At 61.8% G+C, this 11,486-nt stretch carries 11 protein-coding genes and 1 pseudogene; 6 read left to right on the top strand and 6 right to left on the bottom strand.

All coding sequences use genetic code 11. The annotated features are described in order from the left end of the window. From HCZ87_RS17165 to HCZ87_RS17155, 3 genes are all read left to right on the top strand, one after another. Positions 1 to 506 (top strand): alpha/beta fold hydrolase (locus HCZ87_RS17165; RefSeq protein ID WP_167645717.1); only part of this gene is annotated, 506 nt, incomplete at its 5' end. Between the two features lie 73 nt (positions 507 to 579). Beyond that, positions 580 to 1,005, top strand: a complete 426-nt coding sequence (locus HCZ87_RS17160) for a VOC family protein (protein WP_167645715.1) — start codon at positions 580 to 582, stop codon at positions 1,003 to 1,005. Between the two features lie 122 nt (positions 1,006 to 1,127). Continuing rightward, positions 1,128 to 1,886 carry an alpha/beta fold hydrolase gene (locus HCZ87_RS17155; protein ID WP_167645713.1) on the top strand — a complete coding sequence of 253 codons (759 nt, stop codon included), beginning with the start codon at positions 1,128 to 1,130 and terminating at the stop codon, positions 1,884 to 1,886. A gap of 10 nt (positions 1,887 to 1,896) precedes the next feature. Here HCZ87_RS17155 and HCZ87_RS17150 read toward each other — a convergent pair whose 3' ends face one another. The 3 genes from HCZ87_RS17150 to phaZ are packed head-to-tail and all read right to left on the bottom strand — an operon-like array spanning position 1,897 to position 4,336. Next, positions 1,897 to 2,451, bottom strand: a complete 555-nt coding sequence (locus tag HCZ87_RS17150; protein WP_368484140.1) for a cysteine hydrolase family protein — start codon at positions 2,449 to 2,451, stop codon at positions 1,897 to 1,899. Between the two features lie 20 nt (positions 2,452 to 2,471). Beyond that, entirely contained in the window at positions 2,472 to 3,062 is a 591-nt protein-coding gene (locus HCZ87_RS17145) for a DUF6151 family protein (RefSeq protein WP_167645711.1), read from the bottom strand. Positions 3,063 to 3,064: 2 nt separating this feature from the next. Beyond that, positions 3,065 to 4,336: a polyhydroxyalkanoate depolymerase gene (gene phaZ / locus HCZ87_RS17140; protein WP_167645709.1), complete on the bottom strand. Its 1,272-nt coding sequence runs from the start codon at positions 4,334 to 4,336 to the stop codon at positions 3,065 to 3,067. A gap of 149 nt (positions 4,337 to 4,485) precedes the next feature. On the opposite strand from phaZ, the gene phaC reads away from it, so the two are divergent. From phaC to phaR, 3 genes are all read left to right on the top strand, one after another. Beyond that, positions 4,486 to 6,336 (top strand): class I poly(R)-hydroxyalkanoic acid synthase, encoded by a 1,851-nt coding sequence (gene phaC, locus HCZ87_RS17135; RefSeq protein ID WP_167645707.1) that lies wholly within the window; start codon positions 4,486 to 4,488, stop codon positions 6,334 to 6,336. 207 nt (positions 6,337 to 6,543) lie between these two features. Continuing rightward, complete coding sequence (locus HCZ87_RS17130; protein WP_167645705.1) at positions 6,544 to 6,990, top strand: phasin family protein; 447 nt, start codon at positions 6,544 to 6,546, stop codon at positions 6,988 to 6,990. A 247-nt stretch (positions 6,991 to 7,237) separates the two neighbouring features. Further along, positions 7,238 to 7,792 carry a polyhydroxyalkanoate synthesis repressor PhaR gene (gene phaR / locus HCZ87_RS17125; RefSeq protein WP_167645703.1) on the top strand — a complete coding sequence of 185 codons (555 nt, stop codon included), beginning with the start codon at positions 7,238 to 7,240 and terminating at the stop codon, positions 7,790 to 7,792. A gap of 310 nt (positions 7,793 to 8,102) precedes the next feature. On the opposite strand, the gene HCZ87_RS17120 is transcribed toward phaR, so the two are convergent. From HCZ87_RS17120 to HCZ87_RS17110, 3 genes and pseudogenes are all read right to left on the bottom strand, one after another. Next, complete coding sequence (locus HCZ87_RS17120) at positions 8,103 to 9,326, bottom strand: DegT/DnrJ/EryC1/StrS aminotransferase family protein (RefSeq protein ID WP_167645701.1); 1,224 nt, start codon at positions 9,324 to 9,326, stop codon at positions 8,103 to 8,105. A 286-nt stretch (positions 9,327 to 9,612) separates the two neighbouring features. After that, positions 9,613 to 10,923 (bottom strand): FAD-binding oxidoreductase, encoded by a 1,311-nt coding sequence (locus HCZ87_RS17115; RefSeq protein ID WP_167645699.1) that lies wholly within the window; start codon positions 10,921 to 10,923, stop codon positions 9,613 to 9,615. A gap of 106 nt (positions 10,924 to 11,029) precedes the next feature. Beyond that, a pseudogene (locus HCZ87_RS17110) lies at positions 11,030 to 11,486 on the bottom strand (glutamine synthetase); the annotation flags it as partial.

The raw sequence follows: 11,486 nt of genomic DNA, 5'->3' as shown, positions 1-11,486 counted from the left end.
ATGAAGATACGCTGGCGGCGGTGGATGCGCTGACGGCGGGGGGGATCGTGCCTGTGGGCTCCTCCATGGGGGGCTGGCAGGCCTTGTTACTTGCCAAAGCGCGGGCGGAGCGGATCCGGGGCATGGTGCTGATTGCGGCGGCGCCGGATTTCACCGAGGATGGCTATTGGGCCAATTTTTCGGAGGCGCAGAAGGCAGAGCTGGAGGCGCGCGGGCAGGTGGAGCTGCCGAGCGATTACATGGAGCCCTATATCGTCACCCGGCGGATGGTCGAGAACGGGCGCCGACACCTGGTGCTGCGCGATTCGCTGGCCCTGTCGTTTCCGGTGCGCTGTTTGCAGGGCACCGCGGATACGGCGGTTTCGACCGAGACGGCGCTGCGGTTGTTGGAGCATGCGAGCTGCGATGACATGCGGCTGACGCTGGTGAAGGACGCAGATCACCGGTTTTCGGATGAGCCTTGCCTTGGCTTGATCCGCTCGGCGGTGGAGGAGCTCTGCGCATGATAATTGTACTTGTTTTGTTCTTTCTCATCTAGCAGTATTGGCGCGGGATTGAACGCTGCAAGGGAGGCAGAGCATGGAACAACGGGTGAGCCTGATCACGCTTGGGGTCAGGGATGTGGAGGCCGCTGCGCGGTTTTACGAGGCGCTGGGATGGCAGCGGGCCGAGAGCCCGGATGGGGTTGTCGCCTTTGATCTGATGTCGCAGTGCATTGGGCTCTATCCGCTGGAGAAACTGGCCGAGGATCTGGGCCTGCCGGTTGAGGCGCTGGGAACCGGGGCGATGACGCTGAGCCATAATCTGCGCAACGCCGAGGAGGTTGCCCCCCTGATGGCCCAAGCCGAGGCGGCGGGGGCGGAGATCCTGCGCCCGGCGGGGCCGGTTTTCTGGGGCGGCACCATTGGCTATTTCCGGGCACCGGACGGCCATATCTGGGAGATCAGCCACAACCCCTATTCGCCGCTTTCGCAGGAGGGAGCCTTTCGCTGGAACGGGTATTGAGCTGGTCACACATCCTTAACCATTTTTTTGCAGACTGAAAAAGTCCTTGCTGCCCTGCACTTTGGGACGTGTAGTGAACCCAAGCGCCATCAATAGGCGCGTCAGAACATGGGCAGAGATCAATGAATGAACCAGCGGAGCTGTCAAAGCACCCGGTCGTCGTGGTGCCAGGTTTCATGAGCGATGGGCGCATTTGGGCGCCTCAGATCCGGGCGTTGTCGCGCCATGTGCCGGTGACCGTGGCGCCGGTCATCGGTGCCGAGCGGGTCGAGGATGTGGCGGAGCGCTTGCTGCACCACTTGCCGCCGCGCTTTACCGTCATTGGGGCGGGGCTTGGTGGTGTGGTCGCTATGTCGATGATGCAGCGGGCCGCGTCGCGGATCGCGGGCATTGCGCTGATCGGCGCCAGCCCCTTGCCGGAGCCTCCGGCAAAGGCTGCGGAACGGGAACCCTGGATTATCCGCGCGCGCTCCGGGCGGTTGCGCGGTGTCATGCAGGAGGTCTTTCCCGCCTCTTCCCTGGCGCCGGGGCCCTTGCGCGGGCGGATCATGGCCGAGGTCGCCGATATGGCCGAGGAGCTGGGGCCGGAGCTGTTTGTGGCGCAGAGCCGCATGTTGCAACGCCGCTGCGATCAGCAGGCCACGCTGCGGCGGGCGACACAGCCGGGGCTGGTGATTTGCGGCCTTTACGATCAGATCATTCCGGTGAAACGGCAGCTGTTCACCGCGGAGCTGATGCAGCACGCGCGGATCGAGATGATCGAAGATGCGGGACATTTGCCGCTGATGGAACAGCCGGAGCAGGTGACCGATATCCTCTGTGACTGGATATTGCAGCCGCAGGAAACGCATCTGGAGGTGGATCTGCGCCAGAGCGCCTGAGCGGCGCGGCCTATCCGAGGGCGGCTGGCGCGGTGTCCAGCAGGGCCTTGCTCTCGACCAATGTGGCGAAATCTGCGGCAAGATGCGCCATGGTGACGTCAAAGATCACCTGCGCCGAGAGATTGGCGGCGGGCAGGGCGAACCCGAGCACCGCGTCGCGCACCACGGTCATGTTGAAGCCAAGATCAGCCCCCGCACGGACGGTGGAATTGACGCAAAACCCGGCAACCGCGCCGGTGACCACCAGGTCTGAAATACCCTGCGCAGTCAGCCAAGCCGCCAGATCGGTTGAGGCAAAGCCGGAGGAGGCCTGTTTTTCAAACACCGGCTCATGCGGCAGGGCGGTGTCGCAGGGGTGCGGTGCAAAGCCCGCGGCATCGCGATGCAGGGGCGAGCTGGGATCATCGTCGCGGTGGCGGATATGAAGCACGGGCCAGCCGTTGTGCCGGAACTGCGCGGCGAGGGTGGCGATGCGGGCGCCCGCGTCGGGGTTTACACAGTCCTGGCCTTTGAGAATGCGATGCTGCATCTCCATCTGCATGTCGATGATCAAAAGGGCTTTCACGGGATATTCCGACTTTGGGTTCAGGGCCGGGTCAGGGCGCTGCGTTGCTCTTTGCTCAGCACTGTTGAAGTGGCGATCGGGGTGCCGCTGGTGCTGTCAAAGAAGGGGTTGTTCTTCCATCGACCGGTGGACCAGGCGGAGATCATGCGGCTGGCCAGTTGAAACACCAGCCGTCCGGCGCCCTTGTGTCTCGGCGGTTTGCCCCTTTGGGGAACGAAGGCCTCGGCCACCACCTTGCCCAGCCGGTCGGGCTCTTCAAAGATGGCGCTGCGCATGGAGACGAGCGGCAGTTTCGGGCTGCGCGGAGTGGCCAGAAGCGGCGTGTTGCAGCAGTCCGCATACCAGCGATAAAGCCCCTTGGGCGAGAGCTGCATCAGGCGCAGATGCTCTGCCCCTTGGTCGATGATCACCGCGTCGGGGCTGAGATGCATCAGATCGGCGCCGCCGAGCTCCGCCGGATCGGGGCAGCCATGATAGAGCGCCGCCGCGCGGCAATCTGGGCAATGGCAGACAACCCGGGTGCCCGCTTTTGCTGCCTTGGGCGAGATATGGCCACAAAGGCTGCCGCAGGTGCAGGAAAAGCGCAGCGGCTCCGGGTTTGATTTTGCCATGGTTATTCCGCTGCCGCCGCTGCGGCGCGTCGGGCCGCGGGTTTGCGGCTGTTTGTATCCATGAAGTTGATCACCAGCGGGCGGATATTGTTGCGCCAGGATCGGCCCGCAAAGATACCGTAATGCCCGGCATCGGGTTCCACATGGCTGGCTTTTTTGCTGTCAGGCAGGCCGGTGCAGAGATCCAGCGCGGCGATACATTGACCGGGGGCGGAGATATCGTCCTTGGACCCCTCGACGGTCTTGACCGCGACATCGGTGATCTTGCCGATATCCACCTTGTGGCCATCCACCACAAATTCGTTCTTGGCGATTTCGCGGTTCTTGAAGATCCGCTCCACGGTGGAGAGGTAGAATTCCGCCGGCATATCCATCACCGCCAGATATTCATCGTAAAAACGGTTGTGGGCGTCGTGATCGGTGGCCTCGCCGCGGCTGACGCGCAGGATCTGCTCGGAGAATGCCTTGGAGTGACGTTCCATATTCATCGACATGAAGGAGCTGAGCTGCAAGAGGCCGGGGTAGACCGGGCGGCCGACGCCTTTGTATTTGAAGCCAACGCGCTGGATCATGGTCTGTTCCAGCTGGCCCATGGTGACGCGACGGCCAAAATCGGTGACATCGGTCGGCGTTGCGTCCGGGTCCACCGGGCCGCCGATCAGGGTCAGGGAGGAGGGCTGCGCCTTGGGGTCCTGCTCGGCCAGATAGGCGGTGGCGGCGAGGGTCAGCGGGGCGGGCTGGCAGACAGCGACCACATGGGTGTCGGGGCCAAGCGTGCGCATGAAATCAACAAGATAGAGGGTGTAATCCTCCACGTCGAACTTGCCGGCAGAGACCGGAATGTCGCGGGCATTGTGCCAGTCGGTCACGTAGACTTCGCAGTTTTCGATCAGGCTCTTGACGGTGGAGCGCAGGAGCGTCGCGTAGTGGCCCGACATCGGTGCAACCACCAGCACCTTGCGCGGCTGTTCGGGGCGGTCGGTGACGCGGAAATGAATGAGATCGCCAAAGGGTTTTTCCACCACGGTGTCGATTTCCACCAGATGGTCCTTGCCATCCGCCAGCGTGGTTGCGGGGATGCCCCAATCCGGCTTGGCAACCATGCGCTCAAAGCTGCGTTCGGTAACCTGACCCCAGGCGGCCATCCAGCTGAGCATCGGGTTGGGCATGGCCGCAAAGGCCGGGTAGGAGGCCATCGACAGGGCGGTCGCGCCAAGCCATTGGTTCGTGTTGCGAACCGTTTCCATCAGATCATAGGACATCATGTTACGCATGCGCGTCTCCTTGAACGGTGCTTTTCGTGCCGCGGTTCTGGCCGGATTTCGCCGGATCATTCCGGCGGATTCGGAGCTGGGCCCGCTTTGCCGTAGAATGGCGAGGCAAGTATTCTGCACAGCAGAAAGAGTAAGAGGGTTTGTTTAAGATGACAACAACCGACAAGACAATTGAGACGACCTCAGTGGAACAGATTGATCGGCTTAAGGAAAATCTTGAACGAGTGGAGGAATTGTCCAAGCGACTGGTCGAGGTTATGGCCAACAAGAAGCCTCACAACCCGGGGTTGGACGCTCCGAATCAGGAATTGTTTGCACGTGCAGCATCTTCCTATTGGGCGTCGATGACGCAAAATCCGACAAAACTGCTCGAAGAGCAGGTGCGCTATTGGGGGCAATCGGTGATGAATTTCGCCGAGGCACAGCAGGTACTGTCGCAGGTGGTGGCGGCGCAGCTGGCTGGCGAGGAGGACGCGACAGAGGCGGAGGCTGAGGCGGAAAAACCCGCACCGCGCCCCAAGGATCGTCGCTTTGCCAATCCGATGTGGGAAACAAACCCCTATTTCAAATATATCCGCGATCAGTATCTGACCAATGCCGAGCTGATCCGCAGCGCGGTGGAGGAGATCGACGATCTGGACCCGGTGGACCGGCATCGGCTGAGCTATTTTTCGGATCAGATCATCAACATGATGGCGCCGACCAATTTTCTGGCCACCAACCCGGATGCGTTGGAAAAGGCGCTGGAGACCGACGGGCAGTCGCTGATTGACGGGTTGGAAAACCTGGTGGCCGATCTGGAGGCAAACAACGGCGAGCTGATCGTGCGGCTGGCGGATGAGAGCGCCTTTGAGATCGGGCGCAATATCGCCACCACCCCCGGCGATGTGGTGTTCCGCAACCGGATGATGGAGATCATCCAGTATCGCCCCACCACCGAGACGGTGCATGAGATCCCGCTTGTGCTGTTCCCGCCCTGGATCAACAAGTTCTACATCCTGGACCTGAAAGAGCAAAACAGCCTGATCAAATGGATCACAGATCAGGGCTATAGTCTGTTTGTCGTGTCCTGGGTGAACCCGACGCGGGACTATGCCGACACTGGCCTGGAGGATTACATCGAGGATGGGTTCCTGAAGGCCATCGAGGTGGTCAAAGAGATCTGCGGCGTCAAACAGGTGAATACGGTGGGCTATTGCATCGCCGGCACCACGCTCAGCCTGACGCTGTCGCTGATGAAACAGCGCTGCGACAAATCGGTGAAATCGGCGACCTTCTTTACCGCCCTGACGGATTTTTCCGATCAGGGGGATTTCACGCCTTTCTTGCAGAATGATTTTGTCGATGCGATCGAGGAGGAAGTGGGCGAAGACGGTGTCATGCCGCATTACATCATGGCGCGGACCTTCTCTTATCTGCGGGCCAATGATCTGGTCTATGGGCCTGCGATCCGCAGCTACATGATGGGCGAGACGCCGCCGGCCTTTGATCTGCTCTATTGGAACGGCGACGGGGCCAACCTGCCGGGCAAGATGGCGATCCGCTATCTGCGCGGGCTGTGCCAGGGCAATCAGTTCGTCGGCGAAGGGTTCGATCTCCTGGGGCACAAGCTGCATGTGCGGGACGTCGATGTGCCGCTGATGGCGATCACCTGCGAGACCGATCACATTGCCCCGTGGAAGCAATGCTATCGCGGCGTGCAGCAAATGGGCTCGCGCTCCAAGAGCTTTATCGTCAGCCAGTCCGGCCATATCGCCGGGATCGTCAACCCCGTGAGCCGCAACAAATATGGCCATTATACCAATGAGGATCTGAAGCTCGACGCCGAGGCCTGGATGCAGGGTGCGCAGTTCAACGAGGGGTCCTGGTGGCCGCGCTGGGAGGGCTGGCTGAAAAAACGCGCTGGCAAGCAGGTGCCCGCCCGGGATCCCGGCACCAAGGATTATCCGGTGCTGGAGGCGGCGCCGGGGCAATATGTCCGCGCCAAGGCCACGCTCTGACGGGGTCTCCGCCCGGGGCGCTCTGCTGGCGCGCTCCGGCAGGGTGGTCCGGGGGGTCTTCGTAAAAGAAAGGTGAAATTTCTGCGACGCAGCATATTTCACTTGAAATGCTGCACCGCAGCATGCATATTGGGCTCAACAGCGGGACACGACTCGCTTGGACCCCACCGGCAACGGCCGGTAACACGTAGATAAGGAATGAGTACCATGGCCAAGACCCAAGATTTTTCCGCGATGATGAAAGACATGATGGCTTCCTTCCCGGTGGACACCTCCGCCATGGAAGACTTCTTCAAGAACACCGCCGCGCTGAACGAAAAACTGTCCTCCGTTGCGCTGGAAGCGGCTGAAAAGAACGCCGAGATTTCCTCCAAATGGACCAAGGACACCCTGGCCAAAATCGGCGAAGCCTCCAAAGCCAAGGCAGAGCCCGCCGATTACGCCAAGGTTGCAACCGATTTCGCGTCTGCTTCCGCTGAAGTTGCTGCCGAAAACATGGCCGCCTTCGCCGAAGTTGCGAAAAAAGTGCAAATGGACACCGTTGAGCTGCTGATGTCGGCTGGCAAGGACATGTCCGAAGAAGCCACCGCAGCTGTGAAAAAAGCCACCGAAGAGGTGACCACCGCTGCTAAGAAAGCCGCTGCTGCAAAATAAGCTGCTGCGCGAGAAACGTCCGGGCGCCCGCTTTCGCTCTCCTCCCAACCAAGCGGATGCCTGAAGAGAGGGGCAGGTCAGCAATGACCTGCCCTTTTTGGTGCGCGCCTCCGCTCCGGCGGGGCGCAATCAGCCTGCTGGCACCTCCGTCAGGCTGGTGACAGCTGCTTTTGGCTTTCTGTCCTTTCTTTTTCAAACCGGCTCGCCTAGGATTTTTCTGCAATGCAGATTTTCGGAAGGAGCGAGAATGGCGGATAAGGACACACCTCTGCTCATTAAGCGATACGCCAGCCGCAGGCTCTACAATACAGAGACCAGCGATTACGTGACGCTGGAAGATATTGCAGGGTTCATCCGTGATGGGCGGGAAGTGCAGATTATCGACCTCAAAAGCGGCGACGATCTGACCCGTCAGTATTTGCTCCAGATTATTGCGGAACATGAAAGCCGGGGCGAAAACGTGCTGCCGGTGAATGTGCTCAATGATCTTGTGCGCAGCTATATGGTGCCCGGCGGCGGGGTGATGCCGCAGTTCCTGCAATCTTCGTTTGATATGCTCCGCGAGAGCCAGTCAAAGATGATGGAGAACATGAGCGCCATGAACCCGATGGCGCAGATGCCGGGGTTCGAGGCGATGAAAGCGCAGCAGGAAGCCTTCCTGAAAGCGATGACAGGCGGCTTTGGCGGCGCCTGGCCCAGCGGCAGCAGCGAGGACAGCGAAAGCAATGATGGCGAAGAGGATCTCTCGACCATCAAGCGCCAGCTGGCGGAATTGCAGGAAAAACTTTCCAAGATGAGCTGAGCCCGGCCGGGGCGTCATCTGCTACCTGTCAGAAAGCCCCGGTTCATCCGGGGCTTTTTTGTGCCCGTTGCCTTGATACGCCCGCAGCGCGCCATAGGCGCGCTGCCCGGCCCAAGGGCCGTTGGTGCATCTTGATGCACCAACGGCGCGCGGGAGGGCTCCCGCCCATGGCGCCTGCATCAATAGATGCAGGCGCCCCGGTTGGGCCGGGCGCCGCGCGATGCGCGGCGTGCGCTTGAGGCACCGGCGGGCGCAACAAAAAAGGGCCGCGTATTCCGCGACCCCGGGGAGCATGTGGTCTGCGCGTGGATCAGGCCGCGACGCGGGCCATGGTTTCCGTCGCGGCAGAAAGCAGGATGTCGGCAATCACGTCGAGCTCGCCCTGCGTGAGACGCACCGGCAGGCGCACATCGCAGGCTTTCATCAGCATGGCGCGGGTCTCGGGCAGCTCGGGCAGATCCTTGAGAAACTGCCAGTTCCAGAAGGCGCGGGCATTGTCGCTGGAGCGGCCAAAAATCTGCACCTTTACGCCTTTGGCAGCGGTCGCGGCGGCAAAGGCCTCGATCTGGGCGTCGTCCATATCGACGAGGTTGAACTGGATCGAATCCGGTGCGCGCTCCTCTGACGCCAGCGGCGCGGGCACGTGGAAATTTGCATGGGCGTTGAGCCTGGCGGCGACGTAATCGTGGTTCTTGCGCCCATCCGCAACCCGGCGGGCAAGCTCGGGGATCTGCGGGCGGATCACCGCAGCAGACAGGTTGCTCATCCGCAAATTATAAAGCGGCAGAAGGTTCTGCCAGCGCGCAAAGGCCTCTTCCAGCTCCGTGCCATTGTCGCCGGGCGCGGGCTTATGCTTTTGCCAGTTGTGCTCGTAAGCGCCGGACATGATTACGGCGCGGGCAACGATATCGGCATCATCCGTGACCAGAATGCCGCCTTCGCCCGCGTTCAGCATCTTGTAGGATTGAAACGAGAAACAGCCGATCTGACCGAGGGTGCCGATATTGCGCCCATGCCAGGTGGTGCCCAGCGAATGTGCGGCGTCCTCGACCACCGGGATATCGCGCGCCTGACAAAGCGCCATGATCGCATCCATATCCGAGGTATGCCCGCGCATATGCGAGATGATCACCGCCGCGATATCCTCATCAAGCCTGGCCTCGAAATCGGCCATATTGATGCGGTAGTTTTCGCCAACCTCGCAGAGCACCGGCACACAATCGGCATGCACCACCGAGGAGGGCACCGCGGCAAAGGTAAAGCCGGGGATCAGCACGCGCGCATCCCGCGGCAGATCCAGCGCCTTCAGCGCCAGGAACAGCGCCGCCGAGCAGGAAGACACTGCCAGCGCATATTTACTGCCCAGTAGTGCTGCAAATTCGCTCTCGAGCAGGGAGACCGGCGCATCCTGCGGCGCGGTGTAGCGAAACAGGTCGCCGGATTGCATCAGGGCCTCGATCGCCTCGCGCGCGGAGTCGGGGATTGGCTCCCCTTGGTGGACGTTCGGGACCTGGAGAGGGTTTGCCTGGCTCATATTTCAAAATCCTGAATTTACCTTTTCAGAAATATAAAACAATTCGCTCAAAAAGCCAAGGATTCCCCTATGTTCAGGCGTTTAGAAGCGAGAAATTTCACGAAACTGTTGCCTTGGCGCGGGCACGGAAGGAGCAAAAACCTGCTGTCAGCGGCGCCCGGGCGACCAGCACTGCGCTGCGAGATTCGCCAGTTTCAGCTCCGCTTCATCGAAACGGAAGGCTCCGGCTTTCATCTTGCTCAAAATACCTCGGGGGGCAGGGGGCTGCGCCCCCTGTCGTGAGATCTCAAATCCCGAGCCGATCCCGGAGCGCAAACCAGCTCATCGCCAGGACCAGGAGCGGGCTGCGCATGCGAGCGCCGCCGGGAAACGGCGTTGAAGGGATCTGGGCCATCGTATTGAACCCCTCGCTCTGACCCGCCACCGCCTGGGCCATCAACTGCCCGGCATGGGTCGCGGTCCCCACCCCATGGCCGGAGTAGCCCGAGGCCGACAGGATCCGGGGGGACAGCCGCGCCAGATAGGGCAGGCGTTTCATGGTGATCCCGAGTGTGCCGCCCCAGGCATAATCAATTCGAACATCTCGCAGATGCGGGAAAATCTCTGTCATCGGCTTGCGCACCTTGGCGGCGATATCGGCTGGAAAGCGATAGCCGTAGCTCTCGCCGCCGCCAAACAGCAGCCGTCTGTCGCCACTGAGCCGGAAGTAGTTCACCACGAACTTACTGTCCGCCACGGCGACATCGCGCGCCAGCACCCGTGCGGCCTCATCGCCAAGCGGTTCAGTTGCGGCGATGAAATTGTTGATCGGCATCACCCGCGCCGCCACCTGCGCATTCAACCCACCGAGGTAGCCATTGCAGGCCAGGATCAGATGATCGGCGCGCACGGTGCCTTCGCCGGTGCGGATCTCCACCTGGGGGCCGTCCTCAATGGCGTAGACCTCGCTGCGCTCATAGATCCGTGCCCCGGCGGCGGCGGCAGCCCGGGCCAGACCGAGCGCATAGTTCAGCGGATGCAGATGGCCGGCGCCATGGTCGAGAATGCCGCCCTTATAGGCGGGGGAGGGGCACATGGCGTGGCAGCTCTCCTGGTCGAGGATCTCGATCTGATCATAGCCATAGCGCTGTTGTAAATGCGCGCCGTAGTCATGCAGGTGACGCACCTCGCGGGCGCTGTCGGCGGTCCAGGCCACCCCCGGTTTCAGATCGCAGTCGATCTGGTGACGCTGGATCAGCCCCTTGACCAGATCCTTGGCGTCTTCGCCGAGCGCCCAGAGCTTGGCCGCGTCGTCCTGGCCCAGCATGGCTTCCAGAACTTCCTGATCCTGCCGCTGCCCCGAACCCAGCTGGCCGCCATTGCGCCCCGAGGCGCCAAACCCGACCCGCTGGGCCTCCAAGAGCACCACCGAGCGCCCCGCTTCGGCCAGATGCAGCGCTGCCGAGAGCCCGGTGTAGCCAGCGCCGATGATGCAGACATCGGCCCGCTCACCGCCAGTCAGCGAGGGGTAATGCACCCCCGGCGTGGCGGTGGCGGCATACCAGCTGTCGGGGTATTTGCCGGGACGATCATTTGCATGCAGGAGGTTCAGCGCCATCTGGGTCTTTCCGGTGCCACGCGCGCCAGGGGCGCTGATGCGGGGCTTTCATCTTTTTTGCAAATATCCACTGCGCCGCACCCGCAACGGGCGCGACGCGTCTGGATCAGACGTTCAGCAGCAGGTGCTCGCGCTCCCAGGGGGAGATCACTTGCAGGAACTCTTCGTATTCGGCGCGTTTCACAATGCTGTAAACGCGGGCAAATTCCGGCCCCAGGACCTCGTGCAGCGCCTTGGCCTCGTCAAACAGATCCAGCGCCTGGCCCATCACCTGGGGAATATCGCCATCGCCATCATAGGCATCGCCCTTGAACTGGCGGCTGGGGCGGCGCTCTTCCATCAGGCCGAGGTAGCCGCAGGCCAGCGATACCGCAATGCCGAGATAGGGGTTGCAATCCATGCCGGCGATGCGGTTTTCCACGCGCCGCGCGGCGGGGCCGGACAATGGGATGCGAATGCCGGTGGTGCGATTGTCGCGCGCCCATTCCAGATTGATCGGGGCGGCGTGGTCGCGCACATAGCGGCGGGAGGGGGTCACATAAGGGGGCCCCCCCCCCCGGCCC

Source organism: Phaeobacter sp. HF9A (assembly GCF_011806385.1).
In the GTDB taxonomy this organism is placed as follows: domain Bacteria; phylum Pseudomonadota; class Alphaproteobacteria; order Rhodobacterales; family Rhodobacteraceae; genus Epibacterium.
This window is presented reverse-complemented; position numbering and strand designations above follow the sequence as displayed.